This window comes from Streptomyces sp. NPDC001770 (assembly GCF_053596135.1).
In genome coordinates, this window is record NZ_JBSFFN010000008.1 from 54,541 (window position 1) to 72,556 (window position 18,016).

Sequence of the window (18,016 nt, forward strand, 5' to 3'; positions counted from 1 at the left end):
CCCCGCTACTCGCCGGGCTTGATGAGATATCCCGCGCCCCGGCGGGTGTGGATCATCGGCGTGCGGCCCGCGTCGATCTTCTTGCGCAGGTAGGAGATGTACAGCTCGACGACGTTGGCCTGGCCGCCGAAGTCGTAGTTCCACACCCGGTCCAGGATCTGCGCCTTGCTGAGCACCCGGCGTGGGTTGCGCATCAGGAAGCGCAACAGCTCGAACTCGGTGGCGGTGAGGTGGATCGAGGTCCCGCCCCGGCTCACCTCGTGGCTGTCCTCGTCGAGCAGCAGGTCGCCGACGACCAGTGTGGACTCGCTGCGGGCGCTGGTGTGCGTACCGGAGCGGCGGATCAGCCCGCGCAGCCGCGCCACGACCTCCTCCAGGCTGAACGGCTTGGTGACGTAGTCGTCGCCGCCCGCCGTGAGCCCGGCGATCCGGTCCTCCACCGCGTCCCGGGCGGTCAGGAAGAGCACCGGCACGTCGGCGTGGTCGCGGCGCAGCCTGCTGAGCACCGCCAGCCCGTCCATGTCCGGCAGCATCACGTCGAGCACCACCGCGTCGGGGCGGAAGTCCCGGGCGGTGCGCAGCGCACCGGCACCGTCACCGGCGCTGCGCACGTCCCACCCCTCGTACCTCAGGGCCATCGAGAGCAGCTCGGCGAGCGGCGGCTCGTCGTCCACGACCAGTACGCGGACGGGGTTGCCGGAGGTGCGGTCGGCCCTGAGCAGTTCGGTACGCCCCTGGGGCGAGGTCGTCGTCATCCCCCCACCCTGTGAGACGGCTCTGAGAGGGAGCTTGCCCGTTTCTGTGAAAAGCCTGAGAAACGAGTCAGGCTCTGGTCATGAAGACACCAAGACGCACCAAGACCGAACCACGCAGGGCCAGAACCGGTCGGAACAGACCGTCCTGCACCCTCAAAAGGCGTCCGTCCCGCACGCTCAGAAAAGCCGCACGCTCAGAAAAGCCGCACGCTCAGAAAAGCCCGTCCTGCACCCCGCCGCGCCCCAGGTCGTCGACCGGAACGGTCACCGCCGGACCCCGGCCGCCGCCGTCCTCTTCGCTGGTCGTGGGCCCGGCTGCCCGGACGAGCTCCCAGCCGGTCATCAGCCGGGTATCGAGCACCACCACCGCACCGCCTTCACCGGTCGCCAGGTGCAGATCCGGTCCCGCGGCCGCCACCAGCCGCCCGGCCACCCCGCCGCCCGCGACCAGCTCCCGTACCGCCCCGACGCCCGCGCCGCCCGCCAGGTTCGGCAGCCCGAACAGCGCGGCGTGGTCCACCGCCCCGTACGGCAGCCGCTCCAGCGACTCCGGCCAGCCGCGCCCTTCGAGTGCTGCCGCCCGCCCGTACAGCTCGGCCACCTCGCCGGCGCGCTCCCGGGCGTCCGGCAGCACTCCGCGCACCGCCCGCTTACGTGCGTACGGAATCCGGTCCGGCACCCCGAGCGCGGCGCGCAGCACCTCCTCGGTCCGCCGTGCCGCCATCAACGGCCCCCGGCCCAGCCAGCTGAAGGCCACGGCGCCCTGCTCCCGCAGCCGTGCGGCGCCCCGCTCCTCGCCGGTGATCCCGACCTTGACCATCCCGGGCCCGAACCAGGCGAGGTAGACCCGGTACGTACGCGGGTCGTCCGCGATGGTGTCCGCCGCCACCGAGTGCGCCCGGTCCAGCCGCGCGCACTCCGCGCACCGGGCCCCCGCACTCCGGCCCGGCACGGACGCCCCCAGCGGGCAGACGTTCCCCCGGGCCCCCACGCAGCTCCGCTCCCCGAGGGCCCGGAACCCGAGCTCGCTCCCGTACGCGAGGACGCTCCCGCGCCGGTCCCGGCCGTTCTCCCAGCCCAGCTCCGGGGCGTCCCCGGGCCACCGCAGCCCGGTGCACCGCCAACCCACGTCGCACACCCCCGAGACCGTCACCGTCCGCGAGGGATCAACCCTAAGGGCTGTCCCGCACTCCCTGGTGGATCAGCGCACGGCGTCGGATGCGGTGCATCGCGAGGCGGAGAGACACCCCGCGCGCGGCACGCGGCACGGCCGGGCCGGGGCCGTCCCGGTCACCACCAATACACGGGATACGCCTGCTTGTTGATCCAGTTGCCGACGAGGCCCACCAGGACGAGAAGCACCGACGCCGCGGCGAGCAGGCCGAGGAACGGGCCGAAGGAGGGACCTGTCGACGCGACGATGACGGCGGTCGCGGCGGCCGGGGAATGCGCCACCCGCAGGAGCATCATCGCCCCCAGCGCCAGCCCGCCCGCCACCGCCGAGGACCAGACGCCCTGCCCGAGCGCGGCGAGCACGAGGAACCCCGTCACCGCGGAGACCAGTTGCCCGCCGACGACACTGCGCGGCTGGCCCAGGGGGGTCGAACTCGCCCCGACGATCAGCGCCATGCTCGCCGCGAGCGGCGGGATGAGGAGCACCTGATGGGTCCAGGTCCCGAGGGCGACCAGGAGGACGAGCGCCGCGACGCTGGTGGCGGTCGCGACGAGGATCACCTTCGGTCCGGGGCGCGGAGGAGCCCCCGTCGCGCGCCGGCGCCGACGCCCGGGCGTCTCGCGGGGTCGCGTCTCGTGGGGTTGCGTCTGCGTCATCGCTCGGTCCGGCCTTCCCTGTGGTCGCGTCGCCGCGTCACTGCGGGACAATGCTAATGGCTATGCCATTAGCTCCTGGACGCACAGAGCCATCCGCCTGCTCACCGGATCCCGGAAGAGCCGGAGAATGTCCGGTACATCCCGGCCGCCCACCACCGCCCTCGATGGCCCGACAGCCGTTCGGCGACGATGAACGGCGATGAGGAACAGAGCAGTTGTCGACCAGATGAACCGGTGCGGCGTACGAGAGGGAGCATCGAACATGACCACCCGCGGCAGGGACACGCTGGAAATCCGCCCGAGTGAACCTTTGGCGGTGGAATTCACCAGTTCATGGCATTACGAGTCGGGCATCCTGGTCGACGAGGTCAGCACGCCCCAGGGGCTGGCCCACTGGATCGCGGTCCACCGGTCGCGACTGGCCATGTCCGCCGCCGAGCCGATCGGGATCGGAACCGACGACGTCACCTCCGCCCTCACCACCCGGAGCGCGGTCCGCGACCTCCTCGACGCACTGATCGACCGCACCGCGCCCTCCCAGGCGCCCCTCGGCCTGGTCACCACGGCCGCCCGCACCCTGCACAGGGCGGAGCTGGCCTGGCCCGCCGGCGGCCCCCGCCTCGTATGGCCGGAGGAGTCGACCACCCTGGAGAAGGTCACCGCCCAGGTGTGCGCGTCCGCGGTGCGGCTGCTGAGCTCCCCCCGCGGACTGCTGCTCCGCCGCTGTCCGGCCCCGAGCTGCGTCCTGTTCTTCTCCGCACTGCGCAAGGGACAGCAGTGGTGCGGCCCCGCCTGCGGCAACCGGGCACGGGTCGCCCGGCACAGCGCGAAGTCCCGCTGATCCGCCGATCCGCCAATCCGCCGATCCGCCAGGACCCCACACCCCGACAGCACTAGAATCCCGGCCATGGCACTGACCATGGACGACGTGGACCGGTTCGAAGCCTCCCGACCGCGCCTGGAAGCCATCGCCTACCGCCTCCTCGGCTCCGCGAGCGACGCCGAGGACGCCGTACAGGACACCTTCCTGCGCTGGCAGGCCGCCGACATCGGCCGCGTCGAGGTCCCCGAGGCCTGGCTGACGAAGGTCCTCACCAACCTGTGCCTCAACCAGCTGACCTCGGCCCGCGCCCGCCGCGAGACGTACGTCGGCCAGTGGCTGCCCGAACCGCTGCTCGCCGGGGACCCGATGCTCGGCCCCGCCGACACCGTGGAGCAGCGCGAGTCCGTCTCGTACGCGGTGCTCGCCCTCATGGAACGCCTCTCCCCCAACGAGCGTGTGGTGTACGTGCTGCGGGAGGCGTTCGACTACCCGCACCGCAGGATCGCGGAGATCCTCGACATCACCGAGGCCTCCTGCCAGCAGCTCTTCCACCGCGCGAAGAAGCACGTCGCGGACGGCAGGTCCCGCGCCGAGATCGACGAGGCCGCCGCCCGGCGGATCGTCCACGAGTTCCTCGCCGCCGCCACCAGTGGCCGCACCGAACCCCTCGTGGCGCTCCTCACCGGCGACGCCATCGCGGTCGGCGACGGCGGCGGCAAGGTCCCGGCCCGCGCCTCGGCGTTCGAGGGTGCCCTCGCGGTCGCGAAGTTCATGCGGGGCCTCTTCAAGCCCAGCCGGGCCAAGCGCAAGCTCGCCGGCGGTTCCCCCGGGTTCTACGCCTCGACCGCCAACAACAGGCCCGCCCTGGTGGCGGTCCTCGACGGCCGGGTCATCGGGATCGTCTGCATGGAGATCACCGCCGAGGGCATCGCCGCGTTCCGCAGCCAGGTCAACCCGGACAAGCTGGTCCGCGCGACCGAGCGGTGGGCGGCCGCCGGCGAGCACGGCGAACCCCTGGTCCGCCCGTTCTGACAACACCTCCACGCCATGTGACCTGCTTCACATCGCATCCCTGTCAGGAATCGCCGGGCTGCCCGGTTCAAGAGGCGAACCGCGCCGAGAGGCGAACCGCGCGGGACAGGACGCGAGACAGGGAGCCAAGGAAATGAAGGACCACACCCTCCGCAAGCACCGCATCATCGTCCTCGGGGCCGGATACACCGGCGCCATCGCCGCGGGGCGCCTCGCCAAGCGGCTGCGGAGCGAGGACGTCGACATCACCCTCGTCAACGCCGAGTCCGACTTCGTCGAGCGGGTCCGGCTCCACCAGCTGGCGGTCGGCCAGGAGCTCAGGCCCCGGCCCTTCGCCGAGATGTTCGCCGGCACCGGCGTGGCACTCAGGCTCGGCAGGGTCACCGCCGTCGACGCCGACCGCAGGACCGTCACCGTCACCGCCCCGGACGCCGCCCCGGACGCCGCTCCAGCCGCTGCCGGGACCGAGGAACTGGCCTACGACACCCTGGTGTACGCCCTCGGCAGTGGCTGGAACACCCACGGCGTCCCCGGCACCGCGGAGTACGCCCACGACATCACCGGCCGCCCGGGCGCCCTCCGGCTCCGCGAGCGGCTGGCCGCCCTCGGCGCCGGGCAGCCCGTGGTCGTCGTCGGCGGCGGTCTCACCGGCGTGGAGGCCGCCACCGAAATCGCCGAGGCCCGCCCCGACCTCGACGTCACCCTCGCCGTACGCGGTGAACTCGGCGACTGGCTCTCCCCCAAGGGCCGCGGCCACCTGCGGAAGGTGACCGACAGGCTCGGCATCACCGTGCGCGGACACACCACCGTCGACGAGGTGGCGGCCGGCCACGTGGTCACCGCCGACGGCACCGCCGTCCCCGCCGCCGTCACCGTGTGGACCGCCGGCTTCACGGTCCACCCGATCGCGAAGGCCACCACCCTGGAGGTCACCGGCAGCGGCCAGATCGTGGTCGACAGGACCCTGCGCTCGGTCTCTCACCCCGACGTCTACGCCATCGGCGACGCCGCCCTCGCCATGGGCCCCGGAGACAAACCGCTCCGCATGTCCTGCGCCTCGGGCGTCCCCACCGCCTGGCAGGCCGCCGACACCATCGCCGCCCGCCTGACCGGGGACAAGCTCCCGGAGCCCTCGGTCCGCTACTTCAACCAGTGCATCTCGCTGGGCCGCAAGGAGGGCCTCATCCAGTACGTCACCGCCGACGACCGCGCCGTCAGCGCCGCCCTGACCGGCCGGCTCGCCGCCTTCTACAAGGAGCTCGTCTGCAAGGGCGCCGCCTGGGGCGTCGCCAACCCCACCCTCGGCCTGCCGTCGCGGCGCCGGCCGGTGGTCCGCCAGGCCGCCGCGCCGGTCACGGACGCGACGCCGGTACCGGGCGGGCAGCCCGTACCGCCCGTACCGGCCGAGTCCTGACCGCCGCCGGGCACCCGACGGGCCGTGGCGCCACGTCCTACCGGCGCCACGGCCCGTCCGTGTCAGGGCTCTTCGGAAGTCGCTGGAGCCGCTTCAGATTCCGGTCCAGGATCTCCCGGAGCCGGTCCACGTCCGCCGGGTCCTGGGCACCCCGCTTGGGCAGCACCCCGATCCCGGTCGCCCGGTCGCCGCCCAGCACCACGAAGAGCCCGGGAGTCTCCAGGTACTCCCGGTACACGCTCCACTCCATGCTGAACGCCCCCCGCTCGCCGGTACTGACCGTGCCGCTCTCGTCGGCCACCGTGCGGCACTCCCCGTACGGTTCCATCACACTGGCTATCCGGCGGGCCGTGGAACGCAGACCTCGCAAGGTGCCCCAGATCACCGCCACGTCGGCAACCACCGTCGTGACGATCGCCACCGGCAGCGAGCTGCCCCTCAAGAACGAGAAAACGGTGAAGGCCACGGTTGTCACCACCGGCAACAGCAGCACTTGGACCCTCCCCGCCCACGACCACCGTGCCCGCCCGCGAAGCGCCTGCTCGAAGTCATCGGCCGTCAGCCGGTAGACGAACTCGGCGACGGCGGCCGTACCCCGCTCCGCCTCCGGCTGTGATGCTGCCCCACCCCTGGTGTCCATGACCGGTGATCGTAATGGGAGGACACAGCACCCTGAATCCGGATTCCGGCGACGGTGGTAGGCGGCGGCCGCCGATGCACGCGGCTCGTCCGCCCACGGCACGTCAGGTCCGCTCGTCGCCCTCCGGCTCCCCGTGACCGTCGGGGGCGAAGCCCGGCACCGGACCCCGTGCAGATCCCTCGGCGATCGTGCTGACCCTCAGGCAACCGTCACTGCCGAACATGTCGACCAGCTGCGATAAATGAGCGCGAGCCATGCTGCGTGCAGGGGCCTCCTCGGCGGTCACTGCGGCTCCCCCAGGTCCGCCCACACATTCTTGCCCCAGCGCCGCTCGTCCGTGCCCCAGCCGGTCGCCAACGCCGCCACGAGAAGCAGGCCCCGTCCTTCCTCCGCCGCCTCCTCAGACTCACACAACAGTGGAAGGGCACGGGAGAAGTCCGCGACGGCCACACGAACCGTCCGCACGGCAGTACGTTCCACCACGACGCGGATGGCCCCTCTCCGGGCGTGCCGCACCGCGTTGGCCACCAGCTCCGTCACCACCAGAGCGCAGTCGTCGGCCATCTCCTCCAATCCCCAGCAGGAAAGGGCGGCACTCGTGAGGCGGCGCGCGATGGCAGCGCTCCGGGGCTCGCGCGGCAGGGTCCCGCTGTAACCGGGGTGCCCGGTCGAACGGGCCCGAGTCGTGGGTTGCGGCATGTCGGTCTGCTCTCGGATCGGCCGAGCCCGGGACCGTTCGTACGGTCGCCAGGGCGCTGTTCGCACCCCATGAAAGCGACATGTCGGGAACGTCAACAGGGGCGCAACGTCCCACTTTCGGCACGCTAGGGCCTTTCGTTTGGATCAGGCCGGGGTCAGGGAGCGGGGACGGGTGCCGTGCATCGCCAGGCGGAGGAGGGAGTCGATGCGGAGCGTGGGCGACCGACGACAACGCCGCGAGGTGCGGCACCCGGCACGCGAGCCCGGCATGATCCAAACGAGGGGCTCTAAGCGTCGATCCCCAGAAACTCCGCCAACGGCCGCAACCCCGGCGGGTGGTTGGGCAGTACCCACAGGTCACGCACGATGGCCACGGCCAAGGTGTGGTGTCGCATCCACGTCGGAGCCATCCTCCTCAGGGACTCCAGGGTCTTCACCGCCCCGGAAGCGTCCCCGACGTCCGTGTGGGCCCGGGCCACGTCCAACAGCAGCCAGGTCCGCCAGGACGGCGGGATGTCCTCGCTCATCCGCATGCCCTTGGCGAGCGCCAGAGCGTCCTGCGGGTGCCCGTACTGGACCGCGAGCCGGACACGTTCGATCCGGACCGAAGACGGGCCGAAGACACTGACCATGCGGTTGTCGCCGCCGTCCGGCAGTTTCGAGACCCGCGACGCCTCCCTCTCCGCCTTCTCCATCATGTCGGCGGCGCGCTCGTAGTCGCCGCTCCGCGCGGCCGAGGTGGCCCCACTCATGGTCAGCGCGCCCCACACCTTGAGGCCGTCGGCCGTATCGGTACGACCGGCGTCCGACAGGTCGTCGGCGGCACGGACGGCGATGCTCAACGCGTCCTCCAGACGCCCCTGCCGCTGATAGGTCCACGCGACGGAGTTGACGATCATGGGGAGAAGCAACGGGTCGGAGGACTGCCTCGCAGCGGCCGTCGCCCGCTCCAGGCTCGTCAGGGCAAGGTCCGTCTTGCCCATCCGTACGGATACGTGGCCGGCGAGCTGAAGTGCCTTCCCCAGGGCTGCAAATCCGGCCCCGCAGTCGCCGCCGCCCGGGCCCGGAACCGTGGCCGAGCGCGCCTCCGCGAGCAGGCCCGGCAGCGCGTCCATCACCGCGTCGAACTCGGCGGCGTGGTACCGCGACCAGCCCTCCGCGATCCGCTCGCGCAGCCGGTCCAGCGAGAAGTCCGGTCCCGGCGGCTCGGGCTCCGGACCCCAGAGCGCCGGCATGATGGCGCGGCGTACCGCGACGAACCGCGGCCCGTCGTTCTCACCGGAAGCAGCGACCGCAGGCGGGTCACCGAGAAGCGTCGTCAGCTCCACACCGAGGCCGTTCGCCAACGCGTGCAACGTGGGGAGGCGGGCTGAGTGCTTGCGTCGCTGCTCCAGCTGACGGATCACGTCCACAGACACACTGGACCGCTCGGCCAACTCTTCTTGGGTCAGAGAGGCCAGGCGTCGCAAGCGGCGCAGAGTCCGGCCAAGGTCTTCGGTTGCCACACCGCCACGGTATGCCGCCGTGCCGCCCCGCTTCTCCAGCAGCCGCAGAGCCGGCAGCTCCAGCGGGCCGGGACGGATCCACCACCAACACCCGCCATGGCATACGACAGAGGCCCTCAGGATTTCTCCTGAGGGCCTCTGGCCTGTTGTGCACTCGGCAGGATTCGAACCTGCAACCTTCTGATCCGTAGTCAGATGCTCTATCCGTTAAGCTACGAGTGCTTGGCGTTCCGGTCTTTTTTCTTCCCGGTCGGCGTTGCGAGAACAACATTACATGAACCGCGCCGGGACGCGAAATCCGTTAGCCAAACCCCCTCTGACCTGCGGAAACGCCCCCAGAGGGCGAATCAGGACCGTTCCGGCCCCGCTCCCGCACCCGCCCTCCCGCCGCTTCGGCGGGCAGAAACCGTCCGAACGGGCCTCCGGGGCGGGGAGCCGCCACGATCCGGGCCCGGGCCCGTCACGATCACGACCGGGAACGGTCGGCGTCCGGCCGTCGAGTGCGGTCGGTGACCCGCGCACGACGGACGCCACGGAGACGGCGGCGGCCCGCGTACGGCCGGCACCGCGAACCCGAGCCAGCCCGAGCGGACCCGAGCGGACCGCGATCGGACCCGGACCGGACGGCCGGACCCGACCCGGACTCCCCGGACCGCCGCCCCCAGGAACGGCCGAAGCCCCGCGCCAGGGGCACGGGGCTTCGGATGGGGCGGAGGCGGAGGGATTTGAACCCTCGATGGGTTTTAAAACCCAAACCGCATTAGCAGTGCGGCGCCATAGACCGGACTAGGCGACGCCTCCAGCACACCTCGCGCAAGCGCGAGTGGTGCGTGCAGATGATGACACAGACGAGTGCGGTGTCACCAATCGCGGCCCACCGTACTAGCCAGGTGGGCGCGAGGGCAAAGGACATACGCCCCCGATTCGGGGAAGGTCCGGCGCGTTCGTGCACCGGGCCGGTGTTCGCCGCCCCCCCCTCCCCTCGTACGCCCCGCCCACTCCCCCTCGTACGCCCCCGCCCGCTCCCCCGTACGCCCGGGCGGGCACTCCTGCTTGCTCCGTGCGGCCCCGTCGGATCGCGCAACGTCGGGGCGGGAGGGACGTTAGGGACACCAGGAAGGGCCGACGTGATCCAGGGACACGAGATGGGTCAGCCGCTGCCCGCCGCCACCCGTACCCGTACCCGTGCCCCAGGACCAGGAGTCCCGCAATGCTGCGCCGTCTCGCCCTCACCGCCGTCGTCTCGATCGCCGCGCTGTCCGCCGCCGCCCCCTTCGCCGCAGCCGTCGGGCCGCTGCCCGTACCCATCGAGGGGTCGGGGCCGCTCCCCGTGTCCGAGCAGGCGGGCCCGGTCGCCTCGCCGGGGCCCGCCGGTTCCCCGTACAGCGGGATGCTCCGCCCCGCGCGCAAGGGCGCCGGGCCGGCGGAGGCCCGTGGGCCGCGGGACACGGACGTCCCCGCCCTCCCCGGCCGCAACAACAGCGACCTGCCGGGGGACACCACCGGCCCCACCACCACCGGCCCCACCACCCTTCCGGCGCCCGTCACGCTTCCGGCACCCACCACCGGCGGAGCCAAGGGGGACACCGGGGCCGAGGCCGACGCCACCACCCGGCTCACGGTGACGGTCCAGGACTCCGGGAACACCGACTCGGGGACGACGAGCTCCGCCGACTCCTCGGGGCGCCTCGTCCGGGACGGTTCGTACGAACTGACGTGCGCGCCCGCCGCCGGCACCCGGTCGGGCACGCGGGGCGGGGGCGACCACCCGGAGGCGCAGGCATCCTGCGACCGGCTCGCGGAGGCGGAGGGAGCGGGCGAGGACCTGTTCCGGCCGGTCGACAAGGACGCGATGTGCACCCAGATGTACGGCGGACCGGCCACCGCCCGGATCACCGGCACCTGGCGCGGACGCCCGGTGGACACGACGGTGAACCGCAGGAACGGCTGCGAGATCGCCCGCTGGAACGCCCTGCGGCCGCTGCTCCCGGCCACCGGCCAGTAGTCCGGCCGGCATTCCGTTCGGGAACCCCGGCCGGCACCCCGAACGGGAGACCGGCCGACAGAACGGGCGGGAGCCCGACCGGACGCACAGCTGACCCACATCGGAAGCACATACGGGCCCCGAGTGCCCGGTCAGTAGGCCGAATGGGCCTTTTACCGGGCCTTCTCGCAGTCGCCGAGCCCTCTCGCGGGCTCCCGGCGTACGGCTCCGCCCAAACCTCCGGAGCCGTACGTACGGGGCGCGTTGGGGTGTTTGGGGGCTTCCGGTGTGCACCGGTTGTACAGAAGCTCGATGAGAGCTCCCCCTCATCCACCGTTCCTGCCCGCTCCGGTGCCCGTAGACTCCTCCCGTGACAGCCTGTGGCCCGAGGGGCAAGATGGGGACCCGGGCCGGCAAGGTGCGGTAAACAGGGAGGAAGCGCGTCGTGAGCAGCAGGCCATCCCGAGGCACTGCTCGCCTCGCAGCCATACTCGACGCCCTCCCTGACGGGCTGCTGCTCGTCAACGCCAACGGCACGGTCGTCAACGCCAACACCATCGCGCTCGAAATGTTCGAGTCGCCCGGTACCGGCCTGGTGGGCCGTGGACTCCTCGACCTGCTCGCCGAGTTCGACTCGCGGCTGATCCCCGGCTCGATGCGCCGGCCGGACTCGGCGGACTCCCGGGGCCGGACCAAGCCGACGCGGATGATCGCCCGCCGGACGGACGGCCAGGAGTTCCCCGTCGAGGTCACCAGCGCGAGCCTCGACAGCGGTCAGGCGGCCTACAACGACTTCCCGACCTCCTCGTTCACCGGCGACGAGCTGCTGATGCTCGTCGTGCGGGACCTCTCCGGCACCGTCGACACCGAGGCCGAGCTGGCCCGTTCGCAGCGGCAGACCGAGATGATCCTGCGGGCCGCCTCCGAGGGCGTGGTCGGTACGGACACCGACGGCAGGGTCGTCCTGGTCAACCCGGCCGCCGCGCAGATCCTCGGCTTCCGCGCCAGCGACCTGGGCGGCAAGGAGCTGCACCCGCTGATCCTGCACTCGCGTGCGGAGGGCGAGCCGTTCCCGTACGAGGAGTCGCCGCTCGCCGACACCCTGCGCTCCGGGCGCAAGCACCGGGTGCGCGGGCAGGTGCTCTGGTCCAAGAGCGGTGCCCGGGTCCCGGTGGACCTGACGACCGCTCCGGTACGCGACGGGGACCAGCTGGTCGGCGCGGTGATGACGTTCACCGACCGCAGGCCGTACGAGGAGCTGACCGAGCAGCACACGACCGAGGTCGCGGAGCTGGCCGAGAAGCACGCCGCCGAGATCGCGGCCCTGACGGAGAAGCACACGGCCGAGGTCGCGGAGCTGACCGAGAGCCACACCGCCGCCGTCACGGAGCTCACGGAGAGCCACACCACCGAGGTCTCCGGTCTCACCGAGAGCCACGCCTCCGAACTGGCCGACCGCACCGAGCGGTACGCCTCCGAGCTGGAGGAGCAGGCCGACCACATCGCCCTGCTCGGGGCGCAGCACACGCAGCTGACGGCCGTTCTCGGCGAGTCGCTGCGCGGGCCGCTGGAGGAGCTGCGGGGCGAACTCGCCACGCTCGCCTCCGACCCCGCCGGACAGCTCTGGCCGGAGGCCAACCAGATCCTGCACCACCTGGCCGCCGGGTACGCCCGGATGACCACGCTCGTCGACAACGTCCTGGGCTACCAGCGCCTGGACTTCGGCACGGAGACGCTCGACAAGGCTCCGGCGCCGATCGACGCGGTCGTGACGGCGGGCATCGACGGCGCGGTCGAGCTGATCGGACCGGGGCGCGCGCAGTTCGCGGTGCACGCCCCGCCGATCGAGGCCGAGGTCGACGCGCGCCGGCTGGCGACCGCCCTGGCCCACCTGGTCGCGGACGTGGCCGGAATCGACTCCACCGGCAAGACCCGGATCGCCCCCGGCGGCGGCTACCTGGACTCGACCGTCGTGGTGGCCGCGGCACAGCGCGGGGACGTCGTACGGATCGAGGTGCGCGGCCCGTTCGCCGGCGGCGACCCGGTGCACACGCCGATCGTGCGCGGGATCGTGCGGGCGCACGGCGGGGTGCTCCAGACCCACGAGATGCCCGGCATGGCGGGCAGCGCGTACGTGCTCGAAGTACCGCTGGGCTCGGGTTCCGGCACGGTCCAGCAGCAGCCCCAGCAGTCTCCGCAGCAGGGCGCCGTGCCGGAGCAGGCCGCGCAGCAGGAGGTCGCGGGCTTCGAGGCCGTCGGCGCTCCCGCCGTCGTCAGCGGTGGCCGGCGCAGGGCCCGCAGGTCGTCGACGGACGCGTTCCTGGAGAGCGCACTGAGCCCGGAGGGGCCGGAGAGCCTCGCGGGCGCCGAGGGCGCGGTGCCGGTGGCGGGTTCCCCCGAAGAGGGGGTCTCGAGTGCTCCTGCGGGCGCGCCGGACGAGACCGGCGGCGCCGGTCCGACCGGGCGGCGGCGGGCGCGGCGGGGTCCCGCGGCGGTGGAGGAGCAGGCTCAGGAGGCACTCGTGCCCCGGCCGAGCGAGGGTTCGGGCCGCAGGCGCGGCCGTCCCAGCCCGGCGGAGACCGCTCCGGTCCCGGCGCGGTCGGCGGGCGCCCCAGAGTCCGTACAGTCGGTACCGGTACCGGCGCAGGGCGGTCCCCAGCAGCAGCCGGTCCCCGTTCCGGCCCAGGCGGGTCCCGCGCAGCAGCCGGTGCCCGCGCAGGCGCGTCCGCGCGGTGCCGGGCAGGCTCTCGCGCTCCCGGCGGCCGGTGGCGGCCCTTCGGAGGGCTCGGTCGTGACGGCGGCGGAGGGTGCCCAGGGCGCGGGCCGTCCGCAGCGCGGGCAGACCGTGCCTCCGCAGGGTGTTCCGGCAGCTCCGCAGGGACCGGGACAGCAGGCACCGGGCGCACAGGGCCGGCCGGCAGCAGCACAGCAGGGGCGTCCGGCGCTGCCGGTGCGGTCGCCCGTGGTCCACGACGAGGGCATCCCGCAGCCCGAGGCGCTCGCGCCGGAGCTCCAGCCCGCAGGACGTCGCGCCCGGCGTGCGCTGGCCGCCGCGCAGGAGCGGCTGGCCGCCGAGAACGCGGGGCCGCGCACCCCGTTCGCGCTGCCGCCCGCCGACGCGGACCGGCCCGCCGAGCCCGGGGCGGTACCGGACCGGCACGACGCCACCGCCATGGGTCCGGACGAGGACCACACCCCGTTGCAGCCGCACCCGGTGTCCGCCTCCCCGTCCGGCCGGCGCCGGGCCCGTCCCGCCGAGGCGGCGGGTTCGCCGGAGAACTGGTCGCGGGTCGACTCGACGGACCGGGTCGGCGGCCCGGACCCGGCCGCCCGGGCGGCGGACCACGGACACCCCGACAACGAGGCCGAGGACGAGGTCGTCGACGCGGCGCCGGAGCCCGCCCTCGCGTACGCGGCGCGCGCCCGCACCGCCGTACCGGCCACCGCGCCTGCAGGGCCCGCGACTCCGGCGGCGCCCGCGGCTCCGGCAGCGGCTCCCGGGCCGGTGTCCGGTGACGGGCCCACGGCGCACGCGACCGGCAGCACCCCGGTGCCGCCCTCCGCCGTGCCCGCGGCCCGTCGGCAGCCGCTGCCGGCCGAGATGCCGATGCCCGGCGGTTCGGACACCCAGGGCCGGGCGTTCAGCGTGCGGACGCTGGGCCAGGGCGTACCGCTCGTCCAGCACCTGGGGCACCAGCAGAACCAGACGCTCGGCGGGGCCGGCCGGCGCCGCAAGCTGTCGGCGCCCCCGGGCTCGGAGGCTCCGGCTCCCGCAGACCGGCCGCAGGGTCCTCCGCAGATTCCGGCCCCGCAGCCCGCACGGCCCGGCGCGGGTCTCCAGAAGCCGCAGAACGCGCAGCCCGGCGCCACCGCCTCGGCCTCCGGGCAGCTCATGGCGCAGGTCGCCGAGGGCCGTTCGTACGCCATAGGAGCGCCGGACGAGGGCGCCGAGGGGCCGGAGCCGCTGGACGGTCCGGGCGGTGCGGTCGAGATCGCCAACCGTCCCCAGCCCGTGCCGGTCGACGACGAGCTGCCTCCGGAGCCGCTGGACAACCCCCGGCGGCTGCTGGTCTGGCCCGCTCCCGACGTCTCGACGCAAGCGGCGCTCAGCGACCGGGGCTACCGGCCGGTGATCGTGCACTCGCGCGAGGAGGTGGACGCGCAGATCGCCGCGTTCCCCGCCGCGCTCTTCGTGGACCCGCTGACCGGACCCATCACGCGTACCGCCCTCCAGTCGCTGCGCCAGGCGGCGGTGGCGGCCGAGGTGCCGGTGCTGGTCACGGCGGGGCTGGGCCAGGCGAGCCGGGAGGCGGCGTACGGCGCCGACCCGGCCGTCCTCCTCAAGGCGCTCGCGCCGCGCGACAGCGAGCAGCACCCGCCCCGGGTGCTCGTCATCGAGGAGCGCGAGGAGATCGCGACGGCCCTCGCGCAGACCCTGGAGCGGCGGGGCATGCAGGCCGTCCGGGCGGCGACCGACAGCGAGGCGGTCGACCTGGCCGCGCGGATGCGGCCGAACCTGGTGGTGATGGACCTGATGCAGGTACGTCGCCGGCGGGCCGGGATCATCGACTGGCTGCGGGCCAACGGGCGCCTGAACCACACCCCGCTGGTCGTCTACACCTCGGCCGGACTGGACGGTCCCGAGCTGTCGCTGCTCGCTTCCGGCGAGACCGCGCTCTTCCTGGCCGAACGCTCCACCAGCGACGAGGTGCAGTCCAGGATCGTCGATCTGCTGGCGAAGATAGGGACCAACTGAGCTGACGTCGGAGGGGGCGGTACGGAAATCCGTACCGCCCCCTCCGGCGTACCGCCCGGCGCGACCGGTCCGGCACGGCGGTTCGGACGCGGTAGGTCGGACGCGACGGGTCAGACGACCGTGACGTCCAGTTCGCCGTCCGCGTGCTGCCTGCGGATCACCTTCTTGTCGAACTTCCCGACGCTCGTCTTCGGTACCGCCGCGATGACCGTCCACCGCTCCGGGAGCTGCCACCTGGCGACGCCGGACTCGGCGAGGAAGTCCTTGAGGCCGTCGAAGCCGACGGTGGCGCCCTCCTTGAGGACGACCGTGGCCAGCGGGCGCTCGCCCCACTTCACGTCGGGTACGGCGACCACGGCGGCCTCGGCCACCTCGGGGTGGGCCATGATCGCGTTCTCCAGCTCCACGCTGGAGATCCACTCACCGCCCGACTTGATGACGTCCTTGGCCCGGTCGGTGAGGGTGAGGAACCCGTCGGGGCTGATCACGCCGACGTCACCGGTCTTCAGCCAGCCGTCCTCGCTGAACTTGTCCTCGGGGCGCAGGTGTTCGCCGTCAGAACCGCCGTAGTACGCGCCGGCGATCCAGGGTCCCCGTACCTCCAGCTCACCGGCCGACTCGTTGTCCCAGGGCAGGTGTTCGCCGCCCGGGCCGACCAACCGCCCCTCCACACCGGCCGGGAAGCGGCCCTGGGTGACGCGGTACGGCCACTCCTCCTCGGGGGTCAGCCCGGCTGGCGGGTTGGCCATGGTGCCGAGCGGCGAGGTCTCCGTCATACCCCAGGCGTGGCAGAGGCGGACGCCCAGCTTGTCGTACGCCTCCATCAGCGAGGGCGGGCAGGCGGCGCCGCCGATGGTGACGCGGGTCATCGAGGTGAGGTCGCGCGGCCTGGCGGTGACCTCCGCGAGCAGGCCCTGCCAGATGGTGGGGACCGCGGCCGCGTGGGTCGGGCGCTCCTTCTCGATCATCTCGGCGAGAGGGGCCGGCTGGAGGAAACGGTCCGGCATCAACATGTTCACACCGGACATGAAGGCCGCATGGGGCAGACCCCATGAGTTCACATGAAACTGCGGAACGACCGCCAAGGTGGTGTCGGCGTCCGTCAGGCCCATCGACTCGGTCGCGTTGACCTGCATCGAGTGCAGATAGATCGAACGGTGCGAGTAGACGACACCCTTGGGGTCCCCCGTGGTGCCGGAGGTGTAACACATGGCGGCGGCCTGGCGTTCGTCGATCTCGGGCCAGTCGAAGGTGTCCGGACGGCCCGCGAGGAGCTCCTCGTAGTCGTGGACACGCGGTGCCGCCCCGTCGAGCAGGGACAGGTCGCCGGGACCGGCGACGACCACGTGTTCCACGGACGGCAGGTGGGGCAGGAGCGGCGCGAGAAGCGGCAGCACCGAGCCGTTGACAATCACCACCTTGTCGTCCGCGTGGTTGACGACCCAGATGAGCTGCTCGGCGGGGAGCCGCAGATTGAGGGTGTGGAGCACGGCACCCATGGCCGGAATCGCCAGGTACGCCTCGACATGGACCGAGTTGTTCCACATGAGGGTCGCTACCCTCTGGTCTCCGTCGATGCCCAGTTCGTCGCGGAGGGCGTTGGCGAGCCGGATCGCGCGGGCGCCGATCCCGGCGAAACTGATCCGGTGCGGCTCGGGTTCGCCGGTCCAGGTCGTGACCTGCGACTTCCCATGAATCGTCATCCCATGGGTCAGGATGCGGGTGACAGTCAGCGGTACGTCCTGCATGGTGCTCAGCACGGCGTCCTCCCGGAGGCGCTACGCGGCAGTAAGGTTCCGCTGATTCTGCGCACATACCGCGCGGTATGTCACTACTCCGGAGCATTCCAATCGGTACGCGCCCCGGCGGGACGGCGTGGTGACGGATGTGCGGGATCAGCGCGCGGGGGTCAGCTCCGGGTCCTCGCGGAGCTTGCGGAGCGCACGGGAGACGGCGCTCTTCACGGTACCCACGGACACCTCGAGCACCTCCGCGGTCTGGACCTCGCTGAGATCCTCGTAGTACCGCAGGACGACCATGGCCCGCTGCCGGTCGGGCAGCTTCAGCACGGCACGCCACATCGCGTCGTGGAGCGACTGGTGTTCGGCGGGGTCGGGGGCCGGGGCGGTCTCCGGCTCGGGCAGTTCGTCGCAGGCGTACTCGTCGACCTTGCGCTTGCGCCACTGCGAGGTACGCGTGTTCACCAGGGCCCGGCGGACGTATCCGTCCAGCGCCCCGTGGTCCTCTATCCGCTCCCAGGCCGCATAGGTCTTGGCCAGCGCGGTCTGGAGCAGGTCCTCGGCGTCGCTCGGATTCGCGGTGAGCGAGCGGGCGGTGCGCAGCAGGACGGGCCCGCGCGCCCGGACGTACGAGGAGAACGACGGGTAGGGCGGGGTGTGTCCGGCGGCGGCAGCGGGGTGCCTGAGGGCGCCCGCGCAGACTGGCGTGGTCATCTCTCCAACCTAGGAGCGAAGGCCGGGCGACGGATCGGCCCCAGGTCCCGAAGGCTCGTCCCCCTCAGGTTGTAGGCGCCGGGAGGCGTCCACCTCCTGGGGGTGGAGGGCGCACGGGCCGGGTT

General features: G+C 72.7%; 13 protein-coding genes and 2 tRNA genes. 5 read left to right on the forward strand and 10 right to left on the reverse strand.

Going from position 1 to position 18,016, the window contains the following annotated elements:
* Positions 1-5: 5 nt before the first annotated feature.
* The 3 genes from ACWCSV_RS09770 to ACWCSV_RS09780 form a co-directional block, all read right to left on the reverse strand.
* Complete coding sequence (locus ACWCSV_RS09770; RefSeq protein ID WP_451140282.1) at positions 6-755, reverse strand: response regulator transcription factor; 750 nt, start codon at positions 753-755, stop codon at positions 6-8.
* Positions 756-966: 211 nt separating this feature from the next.
* Positions 967-1,884: a DUF2797 domain-containing protein gene (locus tag ACWCSV_RS09775; RefSeq protein ID WP_451140511.1), complete on the reverse strand. Its 918-nt coding sequence runs from the start codon at positions 1,882-1,884 to the stop codon at positions 967-969.
* 161 nt (positions 1,885-2,045) lie between these two features.
* Positions 2,046-2,585, reverse strand: coding sequence for an HPP family protein (locus ACWCSV_RS09780; protein WP_451140284.1), 540 nt, complete (start codon positions 2,583-2,585; stop codon positions 2,046-2,048).
* A 316-nt stretch (positions 2,586-2,901) separates the two neighbouring features.
* On the opposite strand from ACWCSV_RS09780, the gene ACWCSV_RS09785 reads away from it, so the two are divergent.
* The 3 genes from ACWCSV_RS09785 (at position 2,902) to ACWCSV_RS09795 (ending at position 5,854) form a co-directional block, all read left to right on the forward strand.
* Positions 2,902-3,426: a CGNR zinc finger domain-containing protein gene (locus tag ACWCSV_RS09785; RefSeq protein ID WP_451140286.1), complete on the forward strand. Its 525-nt coding sequence runs from the start codon at positions 2,902-2,904 to the stop codon at positions 3,424-3,426.
* Positions 3,427-3,492: 66 nt separating this feature from the next.
* Complete coding sequence (gene sigJ / locus ACWCSV_RS09790; RefSeq protein WP_451140288.1) at positions 3,493-4,440, forward strand: RNA polymerase sigma factor SigJ; 948 nt, start codon at positions 3,493-3,495, stop codon at positions 4,438-4,440.
* A gap of 133 nt (positions 4,441-4,573) precedes the next feature.
* Positions 4,574-5,854, forward strand: a complete 1,281-nt coding sequence (locus tag ACWCSV_RS09795; RefSeq protein WP_451140290.1) for an NAD(P)/FAD-dependent oxidoreductase — start codon at positions 4,574-4,576, stop codon at positions 5,852-5,854.
* 37 nt (positions 5,855-5,891) lie between these two features.
* On the opposite strand, the gene ACWCSV_RS09800 is transcribed toward ACWCSV_RS09795, so the two are convergent.
* From ACWCSV_RS09800 to ACWCSV_RS09820, 5 genes are all read right to left on the reverse strand, one after another.
* Complete coding sequence (locus ACWCSV_RS09800) at positions 5,892-6,494, reverse strand: YcxB family protein (RefSeq protein ID WP_451140292.1); 603 nt, start codon at positions 6,492-6,494, stop codon at positions 5,892-5,894.
* A 282-nt stretch (positions 6,495-6,776) separates the two neighbouring features.
* Positions 6,777-7,193: an ATP-binding protein gene (locus ACWCSV_RS09805; RefSeq protein WP_451140294.1), complete on the reverse strand. Its 417-nt coding sequence runs from the start codon at positions 7,191-7,193 to the stop codon at positions 6,777-6,779.
* A gap of 287 nt (positions 7,194-7,480) precedes the next feature.
* A complete protein-coding gene (locus ACWCSV_RS09810; protein WP_451140296.1) occupies positions 7,481-8,698 on the reverse strand; it encodes a helix-turn-helix domain-containing protein in 1,218 nt (405 codons plus the stop codon).
* A 149-nt stretch (positions 8,699-8,847) separates the two neighbouring features.
* Positions 8,848-8,920 (reverse strand) — tRNA-Arg (locus ACWCSV_RS09815).
* A gap of 488 nt (positions 8,921-9,408) precedes the next feature.
* Positions 9,409-9,499: transfer RNA gene (locus ACWCSV_RS09820), tRNA-Ser, on the reverse strand.
* Positions 9,500-9,908: 409 nt separating this feature from the next.
* On the opposite strand from ACWCSV_RS09820, the gene ACWCSV_RS09825 reads away from it, so the two are divergent.
* Complete coding sequence (locus tag ACWCSV_RS09825) at positions 9,909-10,703, forward strand: SSI family serine proteinase inhibitor (RefSeq protein ID WP_451140298.1); 795 nt, start codon at positions 9,909-9,911, stop codon at positions 10,701-10,703.
* A 424-nt stretch (positions 10,704-11,127) separates the two neighbouring features.
* Positions 11,128-15,438, forward strand: a complete 4,311-nt coding sequence (locus ACWCSV_RS09830; RefSeq protein ID WP_451140300.1) for a PAS domain-containing protein — start codon at positions 11,128-11,130, stop codon at positions 15,436-15,438.
* A gap of 110 nt (positions 15,439-15,548) precedes the next feature.
* Here the strand turns inward: ACWCSV_RS09830 and ACWCSV_RS09835 are convergent, their stop codons facing one another.
* Together ACWCSV_RS09835 and ACWCSV_RS09840 are read right to left on the reverse strand one after the other, a co-directional pair.
* Positions 15,549-17,198 carry a long-chain fatty acid--CoA ligase gene (locus tag ACWCSV_RS09835; protein WP_451140302.1) on the reverse strand — a complete coding sequence of 550 codons (1,650 nt, stop codon included), beginning with the start codon at positions 17,196-17,198 and terminating at the stop codon, positions 15,549-15,551.
* A gap of 135 nt (positions 17,199-17,333) precedes the next feature.
* Positions 17,334-17,891, reverse strand: coding sequence for a SigE family RNA polymerase sigma factor (locus ACWCSV_RS09840; protein WP_451140304.1), 558 nt, complete (start codon positions 17,889-17,891; stop codon positions 17,334-17,336).
* Positions 17,892-18,016 lie beyond the last annotated feature (125 nt).

Bases quoted from the DNA above. Each gene is read 5' to 3' on its own strand.
- ACWCSV_RS09770 (WP_451140282.1), bottom strand. From the start codon at position 755: ATGACGACGACCTCGCCCCAGGGGCGTACCGAACTGCTCAGGGCCGAC.
- sigJ (WP_451140288.1), top strand. From the start codon at position 3,493: ATGGCACTGACCATGGACGACGTGGACCGGTTCGAAGCCTCCCGACCG.
- ACWCSV_RS09825 (WP_451140298.1), top strand. From the start codon at position 9,909: ATGCTGCGCCGTCTCGCCCTCACCGCCGTCGTCTCGATCGCCGCGCTG.
- ACWCSV_RS09800 (WP_451140292.1), bottom strand. From the start codon at position 6,494: ATGGACACCAGGGGTGGGGCAGCATCACAGCCGGAGGCGGAGCGGGGT.
- ACWCSV_RS09805 (WP_451140294.1), bottom strand. From the start codon at position 7,193: ATGCCGCAACCCACGACTCGGGCCCGTTCGACCGGGCACCCCGGTTAC.
- ACWCSV_RS09780 (WP_451140284.1), bottom strand. From the start codon at position 2,585: ATGACGCAGACGCAACCCCACGAGACGCGACCCCGCGAGACGCCCGGG.
- ACWCSV_RS09795 (WP_451140290.1), top strand. From the start codon at position 4,574: ATGAAGGACCACACCCTCCGCAAGCACCGCATCATCGTCCTCGGGGCC.
- ACWCSV_RS09840 (WP_451140304.1), bottom strand. From the start codon at position 17,891: ATGACCACGCCAGTCTGCGCGGGCGCCCTCAGGCACCCCGCTGCCGCC.